Annotated in this window: 21 protein-coding genes and 1 pseudogene; 14 read left to right on the top strand and 8 right to left on the bottom strand. The window is 71.8% G+C overall.

All coding sequences use genetic code 11. The features are described from left to right. Positions 1-65: 65 nt before the first annotated feature. A complete protein-coding gene (locus ACIPLC_RS23835) occupies positions 66-1,259 on the bottom strand; it encodes an ROK family transcriptional regulator (RefSeq protein ID WP_400475020.1) in 1,194 nt (397 codons plus the stop codon). A 226-nt stretch (positions 1,260-1,485) separates the two neighbouring features. On the opposite strand from ACIPLC_RS23835, the gene ACIPLC_RS23840 reads away from it, so the two are divergent. From ACIPLC_RS23840 to car, 10 genes are all read left to right on the top strand, one after another. Further along, positions 1,486-2,733 (top strand): MFS transporter, encoded by a 1,248-nt coding sequence (locus tag ACIPLC_RS23840; RefSeq protein WP_400475021.1) that lies wholly within the window; start codon positions 1,486-1,488, stop codon positions 2,731-2,733. Positions 2,734-2,824: 91 nt separating this feature from the next. Continuing rightward, positions 2,825-3,622, top strand: coding sequence for a dienelactone hydrolase family protein (locus tag ACIPLC_RS23845; RefSeq protein ID WP_400475022.1), 798 nt, complete (start codon positions 2,825-2,827; stop codon positions 3,620-3,622). Next, positions 3,622-4,227: an RICIN domain-containing protein gene (locus tag ACIPLC_RS23850; protein ID WP_400475023.1), complete on the top strand. Its 606-nt coding sequence runs from the start codon at positions 3,622-3,624 to the stop codon at positions 4,225-4,227. The genes ACIPLC_RS23845 and ACIPLC_RS23850 overlap by 1 nt, the downstream gene beginning before the upstream one ends. Positions 4,228-4,276: 49 nt before the next feature. Beyond that, positions 4,277-4,993 (top strand): TVP38/TMEM64 family protein, encoded by a 717-nt coding sequence (locus ACIPLC_RS23855; protein ID WP_400475024.1) that lies wholly within the window; start codon positions 4,277-4,279, stop codon positions 4,991-4,993. A gap of 97 nt (positions 4,994-5,090) precedes the next feature. Continuing rightward, complete coding sequence (locus ACIPLC_RS23860; RefSeq protein ID WP_400475025.1) at positions 5,091-5,606, top strand: DinB family protein; 516 nt, start codon at positions 5,091-5,093, stop codon at positions 5,604-5,606. 269 nt (positions 5,607-5,875) lie between these two features. Next, a complete protein-coding gene (locus tag ACIPLC_RS23865; protein WP_400475026.1) occupies positions 5,876-6,268 on the top strand; it encodes a cell division protein SepF in 393 nt (130 codons plus the stop codon). A 168-nt stretch (positions 6,269-6,436) separates the two neighbouring features. After that, positions 6,437-7,042 (top strand): TetR/AcrR family transcriptional regulator, encoded by a 606-nt coding sequence (locus tag ACIPLC_RS23870; RefSeq protein WP_400475027.1) that lies wholly within the window; start codon positions 6,437-6,439, stop codon positions 7,040-7,042. Then, a complete protein-coding gene (locus ACIPLC_RS23875) occupies positions 7,039-8,628 on the top strand; it encodes an MFS transporter (RefSeq protein ID WP_400475028.1) in 1,590 nt (529 codons plus the stop codon). The genes ACIPLC_RS23870 and ACIPLC_RS23875 overlap by 4 nt, the downstream gene beginning before the upstream one ends. A 194-nt stretch (positions 8,629-8,822) precedes the next feature. Further along, entirely contained in the window at positions 8,823-9,569 is a 747-nt protein-coding gene (locus tag ACIPLC_RS23880) for a FadR/GntR family transcriptional regulator (protein ID WP_400475029.1), read from the top strand. Positions 9,570-9,619: 50 nt separating this feature from the next. After that, positions 9,620-13,150, top strand: a complete 3,531-nt coding sequence (car, locus tag ACIPLC_RS23885; protein ID WP_400475030.1) for a carboxylic acid reductase — start codon at positions 9,620-9,622, stop codon at positions 13,148-13,150. A gap of 296 nt (positions 13,151-13,446) precedes the next feature. Here the strand turns inward: car and ACIPLC_RS23890 are convergent, their stop codons facing one another. Beyond that, a complete protein-coding gene (locus ACIPLC_RS23890; RefSeq protein WP_400475031.1) occupies positions 13,447-14,007 on the bottom strand; it encodes a TetR/AcrR family transcriptional regulator in 561 nt (186 codons plus the stop codon). Positions 14,008-14,092: 85 nt separating this feature from the next. On the opposite strand from ACIPLC_RS23890, the gene ACIPLC_RS23895 reads away from it, so the two are divergent. Continuing rightward, complete coding sequence (locus ACIPLC_RS23895) at positions 14,093-14,941, top strand: patatin-like phospholipase family protein (RefSeq protein ID WP_400475032.1); 849 nt, start codon at positions 14,093-14,095, stop codon at positions 14,939-14,941. 102 nt (positions 14,942-15,043) lie between these two features. Then, positions 15,044-15,256 (top strand): DUF397 domain-containing protein, encoded by a 213-nt coding sequence (locus ACIPLC_RS23900; protein ID WP_400475033.1) that lies wholly within the window; start codon positions 15,044-15,046, stop codon positions 15,254-15,256. A gap of 612 nt (positions 15,257-15,868) precedes the next feature. Here ACIPLC_RS23900 and ACIPLC_RS23905 read toward each other — a convergent pair. The 4 genes from ACIPLC_RS23905 to ACIPLC_RS23920 all read right to left on the bottom strand — a co-directional run bounded on the left by ACIPLC_RS23905 (position 15,869) and on the right by ACIPLC_RS23920 (position 19,768). Continuing rightward, on the bottom strand, positions 15,869-16,309 hold the full coding sequence (locus ACIPLC_RS23905; protein ID WP_363584655.1) for an NUDIX domain-containing protein: 441 nt from the start codon (positions 16,307-16,309) through the stop codon (positions 15,869-15,871). Continuing rightward, positions 16,306-17,559, bottom strand: coding sequence for a DegT/DnrJ/EryC1/StrS family aminotransferase (locus tag ACIPLC_RS23910; RefSeq protein ID WP_400475034.1), 1,254 nt, complete (start codon positions 17,557-17,559; stop codon positions 16,306-16,308). The genes ACIPLC_RS23905 and ACIPLC_RS23910 overlap by 4 nt, the downstream gene beginning before the upstream one ends. After that, complete coding sequence (locus tag ACIPLC_RS23915) at positions 17,556-18,548, bottom strand: Gfo/Idh/MocA family protein (RefSeq protein ID WP_400475035.1); 993 nt, start codon at positions 18,546-18,548, stop codon at positions 17,556-17,558. The genes ACIPLC_RS23910 and ACIPLC_RS23915 overlap by 4 nt, the downstream gene beginning before the upstream one ends. 71 nt (positions 18,549-18,619) lie before the next feature. Next, positions 18,620-19,768 carry a methyltransferase domain-containing protein gene (locus tag ACIPLC_RS23920; RefSeq protein ID WP_400475036.1) on the bottom strand — a complete coding sequence of 383 codons (1,149 nt, stop codon included), beginning with the start codon at positions 19,766-19,768 and terminating at the stop codon, positions 18,620-18,622. Between the two features lie 266 nt (positions 19,769-20,034). Here ACIPLC_RS23920 and ACIPLC_RS23925 point away from each other — a divergent pair, with 266 nt between their 5' ends. Further along, positions 20,035-20,250 (top strand): DUF397 domain-containing protein, encoded by a 216-nt coding sequence (locus ACIPLC_RS23925; RefSeq protein ID WP_400475037.1) that lies wholly within the window; start codon positions 20,035-20,037, stop codon positions 20,248-20,250. Positions 20,251-20,439: 189 nt separating this feature from the next. Here the strand turns inward: ACIPLC_RS23925 and ACIPLC_RS23930 are convergent, their stop codons facing one another. Both ACIPLC_RS23930 and ACIPLC_RS23935 read right to left on the bottom strand, forming a co-directional pair. Then, positions 20,440-21,432, bottom strand: a complete 993-nt coding sequence (locus ACIPLC_RS23930) for a methyltransferase domain-containing protein (RefSeq protein WP_400475038.1) — start codon at positions 21,430-21,432, stop codon at positions 20,440-20,442. Positions 21,433-21,515: 83 nt separating this feature from the next. Then, positions 21,516-22,397: an MvdC/MvdD family ATP grasp protein gene (locus tag ACIPLC_RS23935; protein ID WP_400475039.1), complete on the bottom strand. Its 882-nt coding sequence runs from the start codon at positions 22,395-22,397 to the stop codon at positions 21,516-21,518. Between the two features lie 103 nt (positions 22,398-22,500). Between ACIPLC_RS23935 and ACIPLC_RS23940 the strand changes: the two are divergent. After that, positions 22,501-22,809, top strand: a pseudogene (locus ACIPLC_RS23940) (hypothetical protein); the annotation flags it as partial.

The raw sequence follows: 22,809 nt of genomic DNA on the forward strand, positions 1-22,809 counted from the left end.
CACGCGCGGCGGGCCGTCGCCGTCATCCTGCCGTACCGGTGGCCGGGGCCGCCAAGCGAGGCGGGTCAGGGCTCGCCGAACAGGTCTCGGCGCACCGCGTCCCCGGCGGTGAGGACGGCCCCGGCCAGCACCGCGCCGCCGCCCGCCGTTCCGGCCCGGACCTCGGTGCGCAGCGGGGACAGCTCGGCCAGCCGCCGTTCGACCCGGCCGGCCAGTTCGGCACCGCCGGCCCGGCCGATCTCACCGCCGAGCACCACGCAGCCCGGGTCGAGGACGACGCAGATGCTGGCGGCGCCGACGGCGATCCGCGCGGCCAGCTCGTCCAGGAACGGCCCGCCGGGCCCGTCCGGGCCGAGCGCGGCCAGCGCGGCGCGGACGGCCGCCTCGGCCGCGGGGGCGTCCCCGGCGGCGCCGGCGGGCAGTCCGTGGGCGCGGGCGAGCTCGCAGACGGCGGCGCTGCCGGCCAGGCTGTGGAAGCCGCCGTCGCAGCCGGTGGCGCTGGGCAGGCCGCCGGTGCCGGGGACGGGCAGGAAGCCGATCTCGCCGGTGCCGCCGGAGAAGCCGCGGCGCAGCCGCCCGTCCAGGACGACGGCGGCGCCGACGCCGTGGCCGAGCCAGAGCAGCACGAAGGTGTCGCGGTCGCGGGCGGCGCCGATCCGGTACTCGGCCCGGCCGGCCAGGTTGACCTCGTTCTCCAGGATCACCTCGGTGCCGGGCAGCCGGCGCAGTTCGGCGAGCAGTTCGGCGTGCCAGGCGGGGAGCTTCCCGGTGCTGTTGAGGCGCCCGGTGGCGGGGTCGACCAGTCCGGGGGCGCCGACGGCGACGGTGTGCAGCCGCTCGACGCCGACGCCGCGCGCGGTGTCCAGCAGGGTGCGCACCAGGTGCTCGGCGGTGTCGGGCGCCCCGTCGCCGTGGACCGGGACCTCGGCACTGGCGAGGGCGCGCCCGGCGAGGTCGGCGACCACCAGGCTGACGCCGCCGGAGCGCACGTCGAAGGCGGCGAGGTGGGCGCGGGAGGCGACCAGCGCGTAGAGCCGGGCGTTGGGGCCGCGCCGTTGTTCGCCCCGTTCGCCGACGACGGCGACCAGGCCGGTGCGCTGGAGGCGGTCGAGCAGGTCGGCGACGGTCGGCCGGGAGAGGCCGGTGAGGTCGCGCAGCTCGGTCGCGGTCAGGGGGCCCTGGTCGAGGAGCAGGTTGAGGGCCAGCCGGTCGTTGATCGCCCGAGCCGTGCTCGGCGTGGCCGTGCGCGCGGTGGTCATGACGGCTCATCCTTCCAGAGTGTTTCTATCAGGGTCCCTTCCTGATAATTTTATCGAACCATCCGCCGGACGGCCGTCGCCGCCGCGCGGACCGAACGGCCTGCACGTAGACCACCCTCAGGCACGTCAGCACCGCCCCCAGGCAACGTCGGACCACCCACCAGCACGTCAACCACCCACAGGGCACCGTCGCGCCCCACCTGCGCGACCCGGGAGGGAACGCCGGATGAGCACGACCGCACAGCCACTGGAGCCACTGGCCTCCCCACGCCGGGCCAGGGCGGGCATCGCCCTGGTCTTCGGCGTGCACGGCGCCGTCAGCGGCAGCTTCGTCACCCGCATCCCGTGGATCCAGGACCGCCTCGACCTCTCCCCCGGCCAGCTCGGCCTGGCCCTGGTGATGCCCGCCATCGGCTCCTCCCTCGCGATGCCGCTGGCCGGCCGGTTCGTCCACCGCTACGGCGGGCGGGCGGCGGTCCGCGGACTGATCTCGCTCTGGTGCCTGGCCCTCACCCTGCCCGCGCTCGCCCCCTCGCTGCCGGTGCTGTGCGTGGCGCTGCTCGCGTACGGCGCCTCGGCCGGGATGGCGGACGTCGCGATGAACGCGCAGGGCGTGGAGATCGAACAGCGGCTCGGCCGCTCGATCATGTCCGGACTGCACGGGATGTGGAGCGCCGGCGGCCTGCTGGCCTCCGGCTTCGGCATCCTCGCCGCCCACCTCGACCTCGACGCCCGGCTCCAGCTGGCCGTCACCGCCCTGGTCCTGCTCGCCCTCGCGCAGCCCGTCTGCCGGGCGCTGCCCGACCTGCGGGCGCCGGAGGGGGCGGAGGAGCCGCCGCGGTTCGCGCTGCCGCCGCGCAGCTCGCTGGTGATCGGACTGGTCGGCTTCTGCGCCGTCTTCGCCGAAGGCGCCTCGATGGACTGGAGCGGCGTCTACCTGCGGGACGTCACCGGCGCCTCGGCCACCATCGCGGCCGCCTCCTACACCGCCTTCTCGCTCACCATGGCCGTCAGCCGCCTCTGCGGGGACGCGGTGGTCCGCCGGCTCGGCGCCGTGCGCACCACCCGCCTCGGCGGCGCCGTCGCCACCGTCGGCGGCCTGCTGGTGGTGGCCGCCGACAGCCCCGCGCTCGCCATCCCGGGCTTCGCCCTGATCGGCATCGGCATCGCGGTCACCGTCCCGCTGGCCTTCGCGGCGGCCGGCCGCATCGGCAGCAACCCCAGCCAGGCCATCGCGGGCGTCGCCACCGTCACCTACACCTCCGGCCTGGTCGCGCCCGCGATCATCGGCGCCCTCGCCCAGGCGACCTCGCTGACCGTCTCCTTCGGCCTGGTCACCGCGCTCGCCTTCGCGCTGCTGCTGAGCGCCGGGGCGCTGCGCCGGGCCGAAGCGAATTCCACCGAATCCAGCACCGAAAACGTGACCGCGACGTCACCGGAAAGCACTTCGAAAAAAGATCTCTCTGCGATATGATCTAGAAAATTCCGGGGAATTCCTCGCTAATATCGCCGACCGCCGGGCGCATTCCGCGCCCGGCGGTTTCGCGATCCGTGAGGTGGACCCCGTGTGCTACGACCCCGACGCCGCCCCGCCCGCCGTCACCCCCGCGCTCTGGCCCCTGGCCGAGGCTGCGGCGCTCACCCTGACCTCGGCGGACGGCACCGAGTTCGCCGCCTTCCTGGCCCGCCCCGAGGTGGCCACCGGCGTCGGCGTCCTCGTCCTGCCGGACAACAAGGGCCTTTCCGGCTTCTACCAGCAGACCGCCGCCCGGCTCGCCGAACAGGGCCACCCCGCGCTCGTCGTCGACTATTACGGCCGCACCGCCGGAGCCGATCCGGAAAACCGCCCGAAGGAATTCGGCGACCTGCCCGGCCTGCTCCGCCACCTGCTCGCCCTCACCCCCGAAGGCCTGGACGCCGACCTCGCCGCCGGCCTCGCCCGGCTGCGCGCAAGCGGGCCGGCCGAGGTGGTCGCGCTCGGCTTCTGCTTCGGCGGCCGGCAGGCCTTCCGCGCCGCCGCGCCCCGGTTCGGGCTGGCCGGCGCGGTCGGCTTCTACGGATACCCCGACGCGATCAACGGCTCCCCGGGGCCCACTCAGCTCGCGGCCGACCTCAGCGCGCCGATCCTCGCCTTCTGGGGCGGCGCGGACGAGCACATCCCGCCCACCGCCGTCGACGCCTTCGACGCGGCCCTGACCGCCGCCGGCAACCCGCACGAGTTCGTCACCTACCCGGGCGCGCCGCACAACTTCTTCGAGCTCTCCGCCGTCGACTATTCGGACGCGGCCCGGGACTCCTGGCGACGTCTGCTGGGATTCCTCGCCGACCGCTCCGCATCCGCGCCCCCCCGGAGGACGCTCTGATGTCCCGCTTGTCCCACCCGTCCCGCATTTCCCGGCTGTCCCGCCTGTCCCGTCGTGTGCGGCTCGCCGCCGCCACGGCCGCCCTCGCCACCGCCGCGGTGGCGCTCACCGCCCCACCCGCCCCCGCAGCCGCCCCCACGACCACCCCTGCGGCCGCCGCCGACTTCGGGCCCGCCGAGATCCGCACCGGCATGTACGCGGGCCCGAACGACCTGTGCCTGGAGGTCGCCGACTGGCGCACCGACGACGGCGCCCCGGTCCGGATCTGGACCTGTACCGGCGGCGCCAACCAGCAGTGGACCCAGAGCGCCCGCGGCTGGGTGAACCTGAACAGCGGCAAGTGCCTGGACATCCCGGCCTTCAGCACCACCTGGGGCACCCAGGCCGACCAGTGGACCTGTGACGGCGGCGCCAACCAGAGCTGGAGCGACCCCCCGGCCAGCCACCCCGGAACGCCCCGCCGGATCGTGAACGGCTACAGCGGCCTCGTCCTGGACGTCTCGGGCGGCGCGCTGACCGACGGCACCCCGGTGATCCAGTGGGAGTTCCACAGCGGCGACAACCAGTTCTGGCACGACAACCCGGAAAAGCCCCCGTACAGCTGACCGCGACCGCCCTCGACGGGCGCGACCGGGCACCGGTTAGGCTCGGCCGGTGCCCGCACCCGCAACGCTCCCGCCCACCGCCGTCGAGCGGCCGCCGTCCGGCCCCGCGCCGCGTTCGCCGTGGTGGCGGTTCGCGCTGCTGGTGGTGCTGCTCGGCGCCGCGGCCGGATCGCTGCTGCTGTGGAGCCCGACGGCGCTGCTGAACGGCGGCCTCGCCGACCGGATGCCCGGGTACTGGTTCGCGCCGCTGTTCGCCACCGTGTACGCGGTCGGCACGCTCGCCTTCGTCCCCCGGCCGGCGCTGAACGCCGCCGCCGGGCTGCTGCTGGGCATCCAGCAGGGCGTGCTGCTGGCGGTGCTCGGCACCACGCTGGGCGCGGCCATGGCCTTCGGGCTCGGTCGGGGCCTCGGGCGCGAGGCGCTGCGCCCGTACCTGCGCGGGCGGGTGCTCGGCACGCTGGACCGGCGCTTCACCGAGCAGGGCTTCCGCAGCGTGCTGGTGCTGCGGCTGCTGCCGGGCATGCCGTTCCAGGCGGCCAACTACGGCGCGGCCTTCTCCGGGGTCCGCTTCGCGCCCTTCCTGTTCGCCACCGCGATCGGCGTGGTGCCGACCACCGCGGTGTACGTGACGGCGGCGGCCAGCGCGGGCGAGCCGGGCTCGGCGGCCTTCCTGATCTCGGCCGGGGTGATCGCGCTGCTCGTCCTGGGCAGCGTGGTCGGCCTGTGGCGGGCCGCGGCGGCCCGCCGCCGCGCACCGGCGGCCTGACCGCCTGACCGCCTGACCGGCCGAGATCCCGAGGCACTCAGGGGGCGCTCGACAATTCGTTCGCGCCTGCCCGCCGTCGGGCGTCAGGATGGCCGGCATGACCGAACCCTCCCCGCGGGTCGACCCGCCGATGGCGGCCGACGAGACCGCCATGCTCAACGCCTGGCTCGACTACCACCGCAGCACCCTCGCGCTCAAGTGCGAGGGCCTGACCGACGACCAGTTGCGGCTGCGCTCCGTCCCGCCGTCCACCCTCTCGCTGCTCGGCCTCGTCCGGCACATGGCCGAGGTGGAGCAGTACTGGTTCCAGACCGTCCTGCGCGGCGACGAGTCCACCGAGGACCACTACTGGACCGAGGCCGACGAGGACGGCGACTTCAACGGCGTGGACACCGCCGACGTCGCGGCCGACCTCGCCACCTGGCGCGCCGAGGTCGAGGCCGCCCGCCGGGCGAGCGCCGGCCTGCCGCTGGACACCGTCGGCAAGCGGCTGCGCCGCGGCGAGGAGGTGACGCTGCGCTGGATCCTCGTCCACATGGTCGAGGAGTACGCGCGGCACAACGGCCACGCCGATCTTCTGCGCGAACTGGTGGACGGCACTACCGGCGAGTGAAATCGTTTCCGCATTGTTGACAGAAGGTCAATTGCGCGGTGACCACGACCGATATGGTCTACGCGCGCAACCGTACGGCTCACCGCCGCGTCGCTGATGTTGCCCGGGTTCGCCCGGGTTTCCGTCGCGGCGCGACTCGTACGGGGGCCGCGAGCGGGCACGGGACCGGTGAACAGTGCGATACTCGGACAGTTCCGACGAGTGGATGACGTGTCAAAAAGGACACGCGCCCCGGGGGACCAGGACGGGACGAGGCAGGGAGGCGCGGCATGGGAGCACTTCGCGACGAGCACCACAACGGGTGGCTGATGCCCTCCGGGAACTACCCGGCCGCGGTGTACGAGGACGAGTGGATCGAGCAGGAGACGGTGTCGGCCGCCCCCGCCCCCGCGAAGATCGTCTCCTTGCGGCCGACCGGTTTCGAGGCGGCCCGCACGGTGGGCGAGCACATCCGGGCGAGCACCCCCGTGGTCATGGACCTCACCGAGATGTCGGAGGCCGAGGCCAAGCGGATGGTGGACTTCGCCTCCGGGCTGATCTTCGGCACCCAGGGCGGCATCGAGCGGATCGCCCGCCGGGTGTTCCTGCTCACCCCGGCCGACGTCGAGGTCATGGTGATCGACCGCCCGCTCGACGAGACCGGGTTCTACAACCAGAGCTGAACCAGCAGGTCCGAGCTGAACCGGCCGCACCACTGCGGCAGCCCCGACCGGGGACGGCACCCACCGTCCCCGGTTTTTTGCTGCCCCGACCCCGATGATCAATGCCTCACCCGAGACGTCAACCACAATTTTGAGACATCAATGTCTCATGTGACCTACACTCGATGCATGGCCACCGATCGCGACACCGTCCTGGAAGCCGCCGTCGGCGTGCTCTCCCGCCGCCCGACCGCCCACCTGGACGAGATCGCGCGCGCCGCCGGGATCAGCCGCGCCACCCTGCACCGGCTCTTCCCCGGGCGCGAGGCCCTGATCCGCGAGGTCGGCCTGCTCGGCCTGCACCGGTTCGCCGCCGCCCTGGACACCGCCGCCGTCGAGGACGGCGACGCCGAGGCCGCGCTGCGCCGCCTGGTCGACGCCGCCGTCCCGGACGCCGCGCTCTGCGCCTTCCTGGCCGGCGAGAACCAGCTCTACGACGACGACAGCGTCAACGACCTCTGGGAGGTCCAGATCGCCCGGCTGCACGCGCTCTTCCTGCGCGGCCAGCAGCAGGGCGCGTTCCGCATCGAGCTGAGCGCCGCCTGGCTGAGCGAGGCCTTCTTCGACCTGGTGGCCGGCGTCGGCTGGGCCATCCAGGACGGCCGCCTCGCCCCGCGCGACGCAGCCTTCTCGCTCGCCGAGCTGTTCCTCGGCGGCGCGCTGCGCAGACCGGACGCCGCCACTCCCCCGCCCACAGCACCTTCGGCCCGCACACCGGAAACCGATATCCCATGAGCAGTACCGTTTCTACCGTTTCTGCCAGTTCTGCCAGCCCCCGCCAGCGCTGGACCGGCCTCGCCGTCCTCGTCCTGGCCGTCACCGTGGTCGCCCTCGACGCGACCGTCCTCTCCCTCGCCATCCCCTCGATCAGCGAGACGCTGAGCCCCAGCGGCACCCAACTGCTCTGGATCGGCGACTCCTACTCCTTCGTCCTGGCCGGCCTGCTGGTCAGCATGGGCGCGCTCAGCGACCGGATCGGCCGCAAGAAGCTGCTGCTGATCGGCGCGGCCGCCTTCGGCGCCGCTTCGCTGCTCGCCGCCTACGCGCCCAGCGCCGGCTGGCTGATCCTGGCCCGCGCGCTGCTCGGCGTCGCCGGGGCCACGATCATGCCCTCGACCCTGTCGCTGATCCGCGGCCTCTTCCCGGACGACCGGGAGCGGGCCACCGCGATCGGCATCTGGGGCGCGGCCGCCACCGCCGGCGCCGCACTCGGGCCGGTGGTCGGCGGGGTGCTGCTGGAGCACTTCTGGTGGGGTTCGGTGTTCCTGCTGAACATCCCGGTCCTGCTCCTGCTGCTGGTGTTCGGCGCCTGGCTGCTGCCGGAGTCCAAGGACCCCGAGCCGGGCCGCTGGGACATGCTGAGCGTCGCCCTGTCGCTGGCCGGGGTGATCGGCACGGTCTACGCGATCAAGGAGGCCGCCGCCCACGGCGTGGCCCGCTGGGACGTCCCGGTCGCCCTCGTGCTGGGCGTCGCGGCGCTGACCGTGTTCGTCCGCCGCCAGCTGCGGCTGGAGACCCCACTGCTGGACGTGCGGCTGTTCCGCGACCGGCGGTTCACCGCCGCCGTGCTGGCCTCGCTGATCGCCCTGATCGGCCTGTCCGGCGTGGTCTTCGTGACCTCGCAGTACCTCCAGCTGGTCCGCGGCTACGAACCGCTGCGGGCCGGCCTGGCGGAGCTGCCGGCCTTCGTCGGCGCGGTGGTCGGCGGCCTGCTGACGGCCCGGCTGGTGCGGCGCACCGGCGCCCGGGCGGCGCTGACCGGCTGCCTGCTGGTCATGGGCCTCGGCGTGGGCGTCCTCGGCTGGCTCCAGCAGGACACCACCTACCTGCTGCTGGCCGCCTCCTTCCTGCTGGTCGGGACGGCCGAGGGCGTGGTCTACACGCTCGGCGCCGACCTGGTGTTGAGCGCCGCGCCCGCCGACAAGGCCGGCGCCGCCTCGGCGGTCTCGGAGACCGCGTACGAGCTGGGCACCGCGCTCGGCATCGCACTGGTCGGCTCGGTGGTCGGCTCGATCTACGCCGGCGGGCTCGTCGTCCCGGCCGGGACGGATCCGGCGGCCGCGGCCCGGGCCGGCGAGTCACTGGGCGCGGCGGTGGAGACGGCGCACGGACTTCCGCAGGGCGTCGCGGAGCCGCTGCTGGCGAGCGCCCGGGAGTCCTTCGTGCACGGCATGAACAGCGCCGGCCTGCTGGCCGCCGTGCTGCTGGTCGGCGCGGCCGCGATGGCCTGGCGGCTGCTGCGGGGCCTGGACGGCAAGGGCACCTCGGACGCGCCGGTCGAGGTGCCCGCGCCGGAGAAACCGGAGACGGTCGACGCGTAGGCCCGACCGGCTCCACCTCCACCCACCAACCCCTCATTCACCCACCCACCCACTCATTCACCCACCCACCGGCGGGAACGGCTGCGGCCGTTCCCGCCGGTGGCGTACCGCGCGCCGGGCGGGCGGAACCGGTTCCGCCCGGGCCCCAGAGACATGTGATGTTCAAATGTCTGATGTTTGTATAGGCTGCCCCCATGAAGCGCATCAGTACACCGCGCAGGACGGCGAGCCTGTCCGCGCAGCTCGTGAACAGCCTCCGCTCGCACATCGAGGCGGGCGGCTGGCCGGTGGGAACGCGCATCCCGCCGGAGCAGACCCTCGTCGAGGAGCTCGGGGTCGGCCGCAGCACCCTGCGGGAGGCACTCGGCGCGCTCGCGCACCTCGGCCTGCTGGAAGCCCGGGCCGGGGACGGCACCTACGTCCGCGCGTCGAGCGAGCTCCAGTCGGTCATGGTGCGGCGGGCGAGCTCCGCACAGCGGGACGACGTCCTCGAACTGCGTACCGTCCTGGAGGAGTACGCCTCAGGGGCCGCCGCGCTGCGGCGCAGCGAGGAGCAGTTGCACCACCTGAGGGAGCTGCTGGCCGACGCCGACGCGGCCTGCGCCGGTGAGGACGTGTCCGCGGCCGGGAGCGTCGACGCACTGTTCCACCGGGCCGTCGTCCGGGCGAGCGGGAACGACCTCCTGATCGAGGTGTACGACTACCTCGGCACGGCCCTCGCCTCCGCCCTGGGAGGCCTGCCCTGGGACGCCGCCGGCGCCGAGGAGCACGCCGGACTGCACCGGCGACTCGTCGACGCGATCGAGGCCCAGGACGAGAGCGGCGCCCGCACCACAGCGGCTGCGATCGTCCAGCTGACCCGCGACCACGGGGCCCGAGCCGCACGGGGCGCGGAGGGACGACGAGCCCGCGGCCGCCGTCCGGAACCGTCCGACAAGTGAAGATCTTCCACCCCATGAACAGGCCTTCGAGGCCGTAGAGGAGAGCAGCCATGTCCGTCTTACCGCCCCCGGCCGACGAGTTCGACGCACGCGCCGCTGAACGCAGCGCCCGCCTGTACGCGACGGATCCGCAGTTCCGCGCCGCCGCACCCCTGGACGCCGTCAGCGAGGCGATCCGGCGACCGGGCCTACCGCTCGCCGACCTCGTGGCCACGGTGATGGAGGGGTACGCGGACCGCCCCGCTCTGGGCGAGCGCGCCACCGAACCGGTCACCGACCCGGACACCGGCCGCACCACCCTGCGCCTCCTGGAACGGTTCGACACCATCACCTACGGCGAACTGTGGGAACGCGTCGGCGCCGTGGCCTCCGAGTGGCGTCACCACCCCGACCACCCCGTGGGCCCGGGCGACTTCGTCGCCGTCCTCGGCCACACGAGCGCCGAGTACGCCGTGCTGGATCTGGCCTGCGTCCGCTCCGGCGCGGTGAGCGTCCCCCTCCAGGCCGGCGCCTCGGCGGGACACCTGGCCCCCGTCTTCGCGCAGACCGGACCGCGCCTGCTCGCGGTGGACATGGCACACCTCGACATCGCGCTCCAGGTCGCGGCGGACGCCCCGGCACTGGGCAGGATCGTCGTGCTCGGCCACCGCCCGGAGGTCACCGACCACCAGGAGGCGCTGGACGCCGCCCGCGGACGGCTCGCGGCCCAGGGCCGGGGCATCACCCTGGACACGCTGGCGTCGATCACCGAGCGGGGCAGGAGCCTGCCGCCGCTTCCCCGGATCCCCGAGGGCTCGACGGCCGACGCGCTCAGCGCGCTGATCTACACCTCGGGGAGCACCGGAACCCCCAAGGGCGCCGTGTACACCGAGCGTCTCGTCAAGAACTTCTGGATCGACTTCGTGCCCGGCCTGGGGACGCGGCCGTCCATCGTGCTCAACTACCTGCCCCTGAGCCACATGATGGGCCGGGGTGTGTTGTTCGGCACGCTCGCCAAGGGGGGCACCTCCTACTTCGTGGCGTCGAACGACCTGTCGACCCTCTTCGAGGACCTCTCCCTGGTCCGCCCCACCGAGTTCCTCCTGGTGCCCCGCATCTGCGACATGCTCTTCCAGCGCTACCAGAGCGAGTCGGCCCGCCGGAACGAGGCGGGAGGCCACGCCGCCGGGCAGGCGGACCGCGTCGAGGAGGAGCTGCGGGAGAAGACCCTGGGCGGCCGCGTCCTGTGGGCCACCTACGGCTCGGCCCCGATGAGCGCGGAGCTGTCGGCCTTCGTCGAGAGCTGCCTGCAGATCAGGGTGTTCAACGGCTACGGGTCGACGGAAGCCGGGTTGGTCTCGCTCGACGGCCGGGTGCTGCGCCCGCCGGTGACCGACCACCGGCTGGCGGACGTGCCCGAGCTGGGGTACTTCCGCACCGACTCCCCGCACCCCAGGGGCGAACTGCTGGTCAAGTCGGAACGCCTCGTTCCCGGCTACTTCCAGCGGCCGGACGCCACCGCCCAGGTCTTCGACGAGGACGGCTTCTACCGCACGGGCGACATCGTGGCCCTCACCGGCCCCGACGAGTTCGTGTACGTCGACCGCCGTTCCAACGTCCTCAAACTGTCGCAGGGCGAGTTCGTGGCCACCTCCCGCCTGGAAACCCTCTTCACCGGCAGCCCGCTCGTCCGGCAGGTCTTCGTCTACGGCAACAGCGCCCGCGCCTACCTGCTCGCCGTCATCGTGCCCGCCCAGGAGGCACTCGACCGCGTCGGCGAGGACACCCCGCGCCTCAGGTCACTCCTGCGCGAGTCCCTGCACCGCCTCGCCACCGAGGCGGGCCTCAACTCGTACGAGATCCCACGGGACTTCCTCATCGAGACCGAGCCGTTCAGCCAGCAGAACGGGTTGCTCTCCGGCGTGCGCAAGCTGCTGCGCCCCGCGCTGGCGAAGCGCTACGGCGAGCGCCTCGAAGCCCTGTACGCCGAGCTGACCGAGCGCGAGAGCGACGAACTCCGGGCCCTGCGCCAGGTCGGCCCGTCCCGGCCCGTACGGGAGACCGTGTGCCTGGCCGCCCGCGCGCTGCTCGGACACCGGCAGGACGACGTCCACCCCGGGACGCGCTTCCTCGAACTCGGCGGTGACAGCCTCTCCGCACTGTCGTTCTCCCAACTGCTCAAGGAGGTCTATCGCGTCGACGTCCCCGTCGACGTCGTCATCAACCCGGTCAACACGCTCCAGCGGGTGGCCGATCACATCGAGAGCGCCCTCGCGTCGGGAGACCGCCGCCCGACCGCCGACCGCGTCCACGGACCGGGCGCGACGCGGCTCGTGGCGGGCGACCTGACCCTGGACGCGTTCCTCGACACGGGGACCCCGACGCGGACCGGCAGGCCGAGGGGCCCGCTGCCCGAGGCGCGGACCGTCCTGCTGACCGGCGCCAACGGCTACCTGGGCCGCTTCCTGTGCCTCGAATGGCTGGAGCGCGTCGCGCAGCGCGGCGGCACACTGGTCTGCGTGGTCCGCGGCGCCACCGACGAGTCGGCCCGGGCGCGGCTCGACGCGGCCTTCGACAGCGGCGACCCGGAGCTCCTCCGGCGCTACCACGGCCTGGCCGCCGAGCACCTGGAGGTGGTCGCCGGCGATGTCGGGGAGAGCGACCTCGGACTCGACCGGGAGACCTGGCAGCGGCTGGCCGACACCGTGGACCTGATCGTCCACCCGGCGGCACTCGTCAACCACGTCCTGCCCTACGACCAGTTGTTCGGCCCCAACGTGCTGGGCACGGCCGAACTGATCAGGCTCGCGGTCACCTCCAAGGTCAAGCAGTTCACCTACCTGTCGACCGTCGCCGTCGTCTTCGACTCCGAGGCCGCGGCCGACGAGGACGCGGACATCCGCACGGCCTGCGGGACGCGCGACCTCGGCAGCGGCTACGCGAACGGCTACGCGGCCAGCAAGTGGGCGGGCGAGGTGCTGCTGCGCGAGGCGTACGACACGTTCGGCCTCCCGGTCGCCGTGTTCCGCTCGAACCTGATCCTCGCCCACCCGCGCTACCGGGGGCAGCTGAACGTCCCGGACGTGTTCACCCGCCTCCTGCTGAGCCTGCTGGCGACCGGCATCGCCCCCGGCAGCTTCTACGCCCGGGGCACCGGCGACGGCGCCGGGCACTACGACGCGCTGCCCGTGGACTTCACCGCGCAGGCCGTCGCCGCGCTGGGCGACGACACCCGGGAGGGGTACCGGACCTTCAACATCGTGAACCCGCACGAGGACGGAATCTCCCTCGACACCTTCGTCGACTGGCTGGTGGCGTCCGGACACCCCCTGACGCGCATCGACGACTACGACGAGTGGCTCGACCGCTTCGAGAGCGCCATGCGCGCTCTGCCCGACCGCCAGCGGCAGCACTCGCTGCTCCCCCTGCTGCACGCCTTCACGACGCCGTCGGAGCCGCTGCCCGGATCCGCCCTGCCGGCGCACCGGTTCCGCGAGGCGGTCCGGGCCGCCGCCCTCAACGAGGAGAACGACATCCCGCACCTGTCGCAGGACCTGATCACCAAGTACGTGGCGGACCTCCGGGCGCAGCACCTGCTGTAGCCGGTCCGCCCTCCTCCGCACCCACCTCCGCACCCACCGGCGGGAACGGCCACGGCCGTTCCCGCCGGTGGCGTACCCCGCGCCGGGCGGCCGGAACATCGTGGCCGGTGGCTTCGCCGTGCTGGTGTCCGCCCCCGCGCTGTCCGTCGTGGCGTGCACCCTGCTCGGGCTGGGCGGCGGCGCCTGCCTCGTCCGGATACGGCGCGGGGCAGAACCATCACGTACACCTACCTCGGCCGCGCTGACGTCACCGTCACCGCACACAGCCCCGTCCGTCCGTCACGCCTCTCGCGCGTTCACCGCCCGAGGAGTTCAGCGAAGCGGTCCAGCGCGCGATCGGTGCGCCGGCGGTCGCCGGTGGTGGTGAGGTCGAACAGCAGACCCCGGATGACGGCCATGACCAACGTGGGCGTGACGGTGTCGTCAGGGCCGGTGGAGACGTCCCGGAAGGTGGCGCCGAGAGTGTCGAACCAGTCCGTGATCGCCTCGGCCTGGTCGGGGTAGTTCTCGGGGTGGACCAGGCCGTCGGCGTGCACCTCGAAGAACAGCCGGACGAACGGCGCGCGTTCGTCCGCGCTGATCCACCCCCAGATGCCCCGCAGCCGCTCCTGCACGGAATCCGTCGCCGCCGGACGGTGCCCGGCCAGACGCACCGCACCTCGGCGGCGGGCCTCGGCGAGGACCGCCGCGACCAACTCCTGTTTGCTGCCGAAGTCGTAGAGCAGCATCCGTGGACTGGTGTCGAGGGCTGTGGCCAGTGGTCGCAGGCTCAGTCCGGCCAGGCCGTGCGCCAGCACGTAGTCGGTCGCCCGAGCCGGCGTGCGCTCGCGACGGGCGGGGTCGGCGGGTCGTCCCACGGTGGATCTCCCTTCGGCGCATCGGAGTTGAAACGGCATTGGCGAGTACATGGTACGACTGTTTCAATAACGAGGGGAGACCACCTTGCGCACCTTCGACCGAGCACTCGTCCTGGGCCCCGGAAGTCACGTCGGCACGGCCTGGACAGCCGGACTGGCCTACGGATTGCGCCGCAACGGCGTGGATCTGGGCGAAGCCGACCTGATCGTCGGCACGTCAGCCGGCGCGATCATCGGAGCACTACTCGCCACCGGCCAGGACCCGGGGCGCCTCGCTTCCTCCGCCCGCCAGGCCGCTCACCGGGTCAAGCCCGACCCTCAGCGGATGGGCGCGGTGTTCGCCGTACTCGGCGACCGCAGCCTGGAACCCGGCGAGGCCAGGCGTCGCGTCGGCCGCCTCGCGCTCGACGGCACCAGCCCCCGAGCCGAGGAGGCGCTGCTCGCGGGGCGCGCCACCCTGATCGGTGCGGACGCGTGGCCGGAGCGACGACTGCTGATCACCGCCGTGGACGCGACCACCGGTGAGCCCGTGGTGTGGGACCGCGACAGCGGCGTACCGCTGGTGCACGCGGTGGCGGCGAGCAGCGCCTTCCCCGGGGCCGCGCCGCCCGTCGCCATCGACGGCCGGCGGTACATGGACGGTGCGCTGCGTGCGGGCACCAACGCCGATCTCGCCGCTGGGGCCCGCACGCTGGTCGTGGTCGAGCCGATGGCGCACCTGTTCCCCCGGGAACCGCTCAACCGGCAGTTGGCGGCCGTGGGGGCGGACACCGTGGTGACCATCGGCCCCGACCCGGCCTCGGTGCGCGCCTTCGGCTCGGACCCGGGCGACCTGGCGGCCTGGGAACCGGCCTACCAGGCGGGCCTCCGCCAGGCCGGCGACGTCGACGCGCAACTCCGCACCATGTGGAGGGCGGAAGTCGACGCGGGCTGACCGCTAATCAGGGCGGTGGTCACCACCATCTGCCTGCCTGACTTCCGGGGTAGCCCTACTACACCTGACAGTTCATCATCGGGCCCGAAAGGAATTCCAGTCATGACCGACCGCGTAGACCTGTCCGGCGCTTCCTGGATCAAGTCCTCACACTCCAACAACGGTGGTGACTGCGTGGAGGTCGCCACTGACGTCCCCCACCTCGCTCCCGTCCGTGACTCCAAGGACCCCAAAGGTCCTGCCCTCGTCTTCTCCGCCGACACCTGGTCGTCGTTCATCGCCGCGATCCGGACCGGCGAGTTCGGCGAGGTCTGACGCGCACCTTGTCCGAGCCCCACTGCCCACGGCGGGCAGTGGGGATCGCGCGTCAGGTTCACGCGTAGGCACGGGATAGGCCAGCGGTCGTAGTCGATGACTATCCCGCGCGCTCGACTGTCGCTCCATCTCGGCGCCCCCGGTGGGCTGTTCCCGCAGTTGGTCGACCTCCCGGCGATAGAGAGACCGGGCCGCCCACGTTCCGTACTCCTGGGTGGGCGACGCCTGCCCAACCACGTGATGCGCCCGAGCCTTGAGCACGGCACCCCACAGCACCACATGGTGCCGAGTTGTCCAACGTCCGCTCCCTGGTTGCAGTACGGGGGTACTGATGCTGATCGGCGACGGGGGACCCGGGCCGGTCACAGTGCCGCACCGAGGGCACACAGGGCGAGCACGGGCCGCACATGGGAAGGAACTGTGGCGGGGTGCAGCTCTGTGTGAGGTGACCCCGGCGATGTGGACACACCTGACAATGGATCTTGTAGATCCAGGAAGGTGAAGATCCGCGTGGCAAGGCCATCGAAGTACAACCCGGAGTTCAGAGCCGACGCGGTCGCGCTGTGGCGGGGCCCTCGGGGAATCCGAGGGCCCCGCCGCACTCGCACCAGCTCAGCGGGCGATCAGCTCGCGAACCGCGTCGCTCACTTCGGGGAGCTCACTGGGGAGTGCCCACTGGTGGGCGTCGTGCTCGGTGAGGACGACCGGTTCGGTCTTCTCCACGGTGACGGCGAAGTTGAACTGGCGGGTCGTGCCGCCGCGGCTGTTCTGGTAGTCGAAGTGCCCGATGTAGCCGGTGACCTCCTTGATGGTCAGCCCGGTCTCCTCGGCGGTCTCGCGGTACAGGGCGTCGAGGATGGACTCTTCCTCCTCCAACTCGACCGTCCCGGAGGGGATCTCCCACAGGCCGCCCATGTAGTCGTCGGGGTTGCGCCGCACGAGCAGGACCCGGCCGTCGTGGTTGATCACGGCGGCGGCGACGAAGCCGCTGATTCCGGCGGCTTCGGCATCGGTCGCCAGGCCGGCCACGAACTCGGGGGAGGTGACAGTCACTGCAGCTCCTTGTGATGGTCGCTGATCTTGACGGCCGCGCGGACGTACTGCTCGGCCACTTCCAGATCCTGCTCACGATGCCAGACCGGGAGCTTGATCATGTGGGCGTGGGCGTGCTCCGCGACCGGGAAGTCCCCTGCCTTGTACCGGCGGTGGGAGTGCGGGTGCCCGGGGAACAGTGGTCCGGGCTGCTGGTACAGCGGGAGCTGGTTCATGGGGCAGGTGGAGCCGGGGCGGTCGAACTCGGTGGCGCCCTCGGCGATCAGCGCCTGGTGGAAGCGCTCGATCGGCAGGCCGTCGAGTTCATCCGGCTTGTAGGTGAGCGTCAACCCGTACCAGGACGGGATCACCCCGTCGGGCATCTCGGTGACTTCCAGGCCGGGTGTCCGGGCGAGCTGGCCGGTGAGGTAGCGGGCGATCTCCGCCCGGCCGACGACGTAGCCGTCGAGGCGGGCGAGCTGGTCATGGGCGATGGCGGCGGCAAGGGGGTGGATGCGGAGCTTGAGGCCGGCCCCGGTGACCGCGTACCGCGCGAGCGGATGGCCTTCCGGGATCTCGGTCTTGGCCCGCTTGTTGTAGTGCGCGAGCGTGATGACCCGGTGGTAGGTGTCGTCGTCGTCCGTGAGGACGAACCCGCCCTCGCCGCCGGACAGCGGCTTGGGGCCGTTGAGGGAGAAGGCCGAGGCGAGGCCGAACGTGCCGACCTTCTGCCCGGCGATGCTCGCGCCGTGGGCGTGGGAGCCGTCCTCCAGTACCGCCAGGTCGTGGGCGTTCGCCACGGCCACCAGGTCGGTCATGTCGGCGGGCTTGCCCCACAGGTGGGTGACCATGATCGCGCGGGTTCGGGGGGTGATCAGCTCCTCGATCCGGTTCGGGTCAATGTTGCCGTCCGGCCGGGTTTCGCACAGCACGGGCACCGCGCGGAGGTGGAAGAGCGGGGAGGCGGTGGCGTGGAAGGTCCAGGCCGGAACGATGACCTCGTCGCCGGGCTTGATCCGGGCGGCCCAGTAGGTGGCGTGCAGGGCGGCGGTGCCAGAGCTGGTGGTGACCGCGTGCCGGACGCCGAAGTACTCCTGCAGGCCGCCCTCCAGCTCGGCGACGATGCCGGACCGGCCGGGGATGGAGATCGACTCCTCAAGCTGGGCGGCGACCTTGGCGCGGGTGGTGTCGTCGATCGGCGGCCAACTGAAGTGCGGTCCCGTGGCGGTGACTTCGGGCTTGCCGCCGAGCAGGGCGAGGGTGCTGGTCACAGCATCTCCTTCGGGTCGATGTAGCGCCCTGCTGCCTTGGACTGGTAGCAGGAGGCGATGAACGCGGCGTGCGCGAGGTGCTGGTCGGGGCCGGAGGTGTTCGGCCGTTCGCCGTCCAGGACCCGGCAGAAGTAGTCGATCTGCGCGGCCGATGCCGAGGCGGGAGCGTGGGGGCGGGTCAGCTCCTCCACCACGGCGCCGTGCAGGTCGAGCCGCTGGACCTGGCCCTTGGTCAGCAGCACCGAGCCGCGGGTGCCGACCACGTGCAGGCGCTCGGTCTTCGGAGCCACCCACCGGGACAGCAGCACCGAGCCGTACAGGTCGGTGTCGTAGCCGAGCTGGATGACGGCGGTGTCCTCCGCGTCGTATCCGTCGCCGGGGACGGCGGTGGTGGAGAACTCGGCGATGACCCGGCTGGGCAAGCCGAAGTACCACAGCAGCAGGTCGATGAGGTGGTAGCCCATGTCGATGATGCAGCCGCCCCCGGCCTGCCGGATGTCCCCGCGCCACCCGGCGCCGGGGTCGTCGGTGTGGAAGGTGTACTGGCCGTCGATCAGGAAGGGGATGCCGATCTGGTCCAGCATCCCGGCGACGCTCGCGTGGATCGGGTTAAAGCGCCGCTGGAGGGTGACCATCAGCTCGACCTGGCCGGCCTGGCAGACCTGGGCGAGATCCCGGGCCTCCCACACGCTGGTGGCGAACGGCTTCTCCTTGAGGACGTGGACGCCCCGGGCGGCGCACTCGTGGACGACCTCGCGTCCGGCGTGGTGCGGGACGGCGACAACCACGAAGTCCGGGGCCACCGCGTCCAGCAGCTCACCGGTGCGGGTGAATCCCGGGACCTGGAGCTGTTCCTGCCGCTGCCGCAGGGTGTCGGGGTTGCTGTCGCAGATGGCGACGAGCTCGGCCCTGCTGGAGGCGAGCAGGCCGGGCAGGTGGTCTTCGAGCACCTGGTGGCCGAGGCCGATGACCGCAGCGCGTCGTTTCATGCGCGGACTCCTCCTGCTGACACCGTTCCAGGCAGGGCCCCGCCCTGGAGAAGCCGGACGGGGCCGTCCGGTTACGGTGAGCCGATGGTGGCCGACCATCGGCCCCGGGACAGGTGGATCGCGCCGTCCGGGGTGACGACGGCGCGGCAGCCGTAGAGCGGCAGGCCGCCTTCGACCTCCCGCCAGTTCCGGATGGATTCGAGTTCCGACCACAGGCGACGGGGGCCGCTCTGGTGGACGGTCGGCGGCTCGAACTTCGTGGCCTCTGCGCGTGCCCATGACCCGTCCGGATGGGCGAGCCAGGCCGTACGGCCCTCGGGGGTCTCCTCGAAGTCGACTTCGATGCCCGGGATGTTGATCGTGAGCATCGACCAGACTTCCCAGTTGTTGCGGATGTCGGCGACCGGGTACCGGAAGAGCTTGACGTCCTCCCCCTCGGCTTCGCGGGCGGTCTCGAACAGCTCGTCCAGGCCGGGCGGGTATGCGGAGCCGTGGCGCGTGGTCATGAAGCCCGCCCAGTCGCGTTCGATCACGCCGGTCGCTCCGCCGTCCGGGGTCTTCCAGGCCGTCAGGATCAGCGCCGTGTCCGCGATGGTGGTGACGAGCCGTCCTCCGCGCCGAAGCGCCTGGAGCCACGAGACCGGAACGGGGCGGGCCGACACGGTGGCCACGATCCGGTCGTAGTCGCCCGGGAGGGCGTCGGTGGCGTCCTGAGTGACGAAGCGAGGGCTCAGCCCCATGCCTGCGAGGCGGTCCCGCGCGGCGTCGACCAGGTACCCGTCGATGTCCACGCTCGTCACGCGGTCCGAACCGAGCCGCGTGGCAGCGATGGCGGTCAACCCGCCCGCGCCGGTGCCGATGTCCAGCAGGTCGTGCTCGGCGGCGATCCGGCCGTGCCGCAGCATCTTGACCACGAGCGGCGTGAGCGTGGCCGACGACGTGGGCAGCCCGGTCGGGCGGTCATCCGGCTTCGCATGGTCCGCGTGCAACCCGCCCACGCTGGTCACCAGGGACTCGTTCCCGTAAGCCTGCTGGAGCCACAAGTCCGGGTTCGCTTCCCCTACCTGAAGCTGCCAAGTGCCGTCCTCGACAGGCTCCCACCACCTGGGGACCAGTTCGTGCCGGGGGATGCCGGCCACCGGGTTCCGCCATCGGGAGTCCGGATCGGTCGCCCGGGCGGCCAGATCGGCGGCCCGTCCTTGCCATGGGATGTGCGTCATGTCTCAGGATCCTTTCAGTGAATTCTTGCGGAGCCCCGGCCGTTCACGGCCGGGAGGATTGCGTCAATCTCAGCCCTCCCGGCAGCCGTTGACCGCGACGGTCCGGCTCGGCTCGGCCCACAACTCCCGGAGGCTGATTCGGGCGTCCTGGAACGGGAATGCAGGAAGGTCGAGGCATGGAGCCGTGACTACGATCGGCTTCAGGTGAAGTCGCTTCCCAAGGTGGCTTCGCTTGCCGTGATCCGCGCTGCTCGGAAGGAGCACGAATGACCGGCCCGATCCTTGACCTGGCCAGCGCCGAGTGGCGTAAGTCCGGCTACAGCGACAACGGAGGCGACTGCATCGAGGTGGCTCCCGGCTTCCCGGGTGTACTGCCCGTCCGTGACTCCAAGGACCCCGAAGGTCCTGCCCTCGTCTTCCCCACCGACGCCTGGTCGTCGTTCGTCGCCGCCGTCCAGGCCGGCGAGTTCGGCGAGGTCTGACGCACACACGCCGTCCGAGCCCCACTACCCACCACGGGTAGTGGGGTTCGCGCGAGGCAGCCGGTGACACCGTTTCATCCGCGTTCACCGAATGCTCGTCGGAGGTCTTGTGTGGCGTGCGGGCGGCAACGTTGGATGGACAACTGTCCAGGGAGGGGCCTTTCGTGCTTCAGGCTCCAGGCAGGGGCGTTATTCGGTGAAGTGGACGGCGGGCAGATCCCATCCCGTCTCTTCGTTCTTCCACCAGGAGCGTTGACGCTCGGGGGTAATCGTGAGTCCGAAGTCCTCGCGCCGGGGCGCGTCATCGAACTGTTCGCTCAGCTCCTCGACCGTGTCCCACAACTTGCGTGGCCCGATCTGGCGCACGGAGCCGTCCCAACTGACCGTGGCGGTTGCTCCGTCCGGCGTCCAGATGCCGACTGCCGTCGCTCCGCCCGCATCCCCGCCCCAGGTGCAGGTGCGGTATCCGGGGAGAGCGAGTGCCAACGGGAACTCCAGGCGCGTCAGAATTTCCTGAGCAGGAAGGTTTGTGCTCGTGGCCTGTTCCGTCGCCAGCTCGTCAAAGCGGGGTCGGACTCGGGGAGTCCTTCGGGCCATGAAGTAGGCACTTTGGGGCAGGAATTGGCCGACCCCCTGTCCGTCCTCAACCGTGAGCCTGGCCAGCCCCCAGCCGATCGGAACAACCATCACTGCGCCGTTGGTGGCCTGTCGAAGCCACGCGGGCGGGATGGACTGCATTTGACAGGTGGCGATGATCCGGTCAAACAGAGGGCGCGTGGACAGCCCGACCGCACCGTCACCGGTGTGTACGGTCGGCCGGTACCCGGCCTCGCGCAGTCGGCGTGCGGCGTCCGTGGTCAACTCGGGGTCGACATCGACGGTTGTGACGTTGCTGTCCCCCAGCACATGAGACAGCAACGCCGCGTTGTATCCCGTCCCGGTGCCGATTTCCAGGACGCGCTGACCGGGTTGCACCCCCAGCGCGTCCAGCATCGTGAGCATGAGCCCCGGCTCACTGGATGAGGATGTGGGTTCGCCCTCCTTGACCTGTGTGGTGAGGGCCCGGTCGGCGTAGACGTGCTCCAGGTAGCCCGGCGTCGCACCGGTGATCTCGGACCACTGTCCGGTACCGTCCTGCTCGTAGACCGCCGGTACGAACAGGTGCCTGGGGACCTGCTCCACGGCACGAGTCCACTGCTCCCCGTGGCCGGCCGCAGCCAGGCCCCGAGCCAGGAGTTCCCGGAGAGGGCGAGCGTCAGCGTCGTTCATTCCGCTCCTTGCAGGAGGGAGGCATGTGCCTCCGCGATCGGCAGCTTCGTTGCTGCCGCGATGAATTGCCATTGCCCGGCGGGGTTGCATTCGAGGAACACCCAGTTGCCTGCCGGGGTCACGACGAAATCAAACGCACCGTAGTTGAGGCCGTATCCGGTCATGAACCGACGGACGCCCGCCGCGACGTCGTCGGGGATGTGGGTCGGCTCATAGGTCAAAGAGTCGTAGTCGCTCCGCCAGTCCACCAGTGCGGCTTCGCTACCCGCATGAATGGCTGCGGGAAACATTCGGTCACCCACGACAGTGAGCCGCACCTCGAACTGCTTCGGAATCCACTCCTGCAACATGTGTGCGGTCAGTTCCAGGGAGTCGTCGAGGTCCGACGCCTCGAACCGCCGGGTAGGCAGCATCATGTTGCGGTGGCCCAACGTAATCGCCCCCGCGGTGACCGGCTTCACGATGAGCTGCCCGTCGATTTGGGCCGCCCACTGTTGAGCCCGCGGCAGACTGTTCGTCACCAGAGTGCGCGGGACACGCAGGCCTGCGGCGGTAGCGGCTACCAGTTGCCCCGGCTTGTGTGCGGACGCCCTGTAGACGTCGGGATGGTGCAGCCAGACCACCGGCAGGGAGCTCAAGACCTGGACCATACCGACCAGGGCCTGCCCCTGTGCCCATTCGCGGTAGGCGGGATCGACTGTGCGGCTGATGTCAGGCAGTCCGGGCCGCCTGTAGTAGACGGCCCGGACCTCTTCCAGCCGCACAGCCCGGGTACCGGTGATCAGATCCCCGCGCCACCCGGAGGCCTGGCCGCCGTGCTCTGCGGCCAGGTCGAGGTGTTGGGGAAAGGAAGCCAGGTCGAAGCGAATCACCGGCACGGGGTGCGGTTCTTCTGGAGGGAAGGGCTGAGCTGGGAGATTGCTGATCGGGGCTGTGCGTGGGGCTGTTCGTCTCTACGGTGGTGGTGGAGGAGGGCGGCTGATGGGTTCGCTGTTCGAGGAGTTGGAGGCGCGCGAGGCGGCCGCCCGGGTTCGGGTGGAGGAGTTCGAGGCCGAACTCGCGGTGATTTCCGTCAAGTTGGAGCTGGCCCGGGAGGGGCTGGAGCGTCTGCGGATCGCGCGGGAGACGGTCGCCGAGGTGCTCGCGGAGATGACGCCGCAGATGCCCGCGGTGACGGTCGATGCCGCGGGGTCGACTGCGGGTGAGCGGGTGGCGTCGGCGTATGCGGGGGCCGAGCGGCAGGTCATCGGGGTGCTGAGCGTGCCGAACTGGCAGCCCGGAATGGGGGCG

This window comes from Kitasatospora sp. NPDC086801, from assembly GCF_044745805.1.
Classification (GTDB): domain Bacteria; phylum Actinomycetota; class Actinomycetes; order Streptomycetales; family Streptomycetaceae; genus Kitasatospora.

What these genes read in the sequence shown, in the direction of transcription:
- ACIPLC_RS23900 (WP_400475033.1), top strand. Translation starts at nt 15,044, where the DNA reads ATGACCGACCGCGTAGACCTGTCCGGCGCTTCCTGGATCAAGTCCTCA.
- ACIPLC_RS23875 (WP_400475028.1), top strand. Translation starts at nt 7,039, where the DNA reads ATGAGCAGTACCGTTTCTACCGTTTCTGCCAGTTCTGCCAGCCCCCGC.
- ACIPLC_RS23925 (WP_400475037.1), top strand. Translation starts at nt 20,035, where the DNA reads ATGACCGGCCCGATCCTTGACCTGGCCAGCGCCGAGTGGCGTAAGTCC.
- ACIPLC_RS23865 (WP_400475026.1), top strand. Translation starts at nt 5,876, where the DNA reads ATGGGAGCACTTCGCGACGAGCACCACAACGGGTGGCTGATGCCCTCC.
- ACIPLC_RS23915 (WP_400475035.1), bottom strand. Translation starts at nt 18,548, where the DNA reads ATGAAACGACGCGCTGCGGTCATCGGCCTCGGCCACCAGGTGCTCGAA.
- ACIPLC_RS23850 (WP_400475023.1), top strand. Translation starts at nt 3,622, where the DNA reads ATGTCCCGCTTGTCCCACCCGTCCCGCATTTCCCGGCTGTCCCGCCTG.
- ACIPLC_RS23835 (WP_400475020.1), bottom strand. Translation starts at nt 1,259, where the DNA reads ATGACCACCGCGCGCACGGCCACGCCGAGCACGGCTCGGGCGATCAAC.
- ACIPLC_RS23920 (WP_400475036.1), bottom strand. Translation starts at nt 19,768, where the DNA reads ATGACGCACATCCCATGGCAAGGACGGGCCGCCGATCTGGCCGCCCGG.
- car (WP_400475030.1), top strand. Translation starts at nt 9,620, where the DNA reads ATGTCCGTCTTACCGCCCCCGGCCGACGAGTTCGACGCACGCGCCGCT.
- ACIPLC_RS23880 (WP_400475029.1), top strand. Translation starts at nt 8,823, where the DNA reads ATGAAGCGCATCAGTACACCGCGCAGGACGGCGAGCCTGTCCGCGCAG.
- ACIPLC_RS23860 (WP_400475025.1), top strand. Translation starts at nt 5,091, where the DNA reads ATGACCGAACCCTCCCCGCGGGTCGACCCGCCGATGGCGGCCGACGAG.
- ACIPLC_RS23870 (WP_400475027.1), top strand. Translation starts at nt 6,437, where the DNA reads ATGGCCACCGATCGCGACACCGTCCTGGAAGCCGCCGTCGGCGTGCTC.
- ACIPLC_RS23840 (WP_400475021.1), top strand. Translation starts at nt 1,486, where the DNA reads ATGAGCACGACCGCACAGCCACTGGAGCCACTGGCCTCCCCACGCCGG.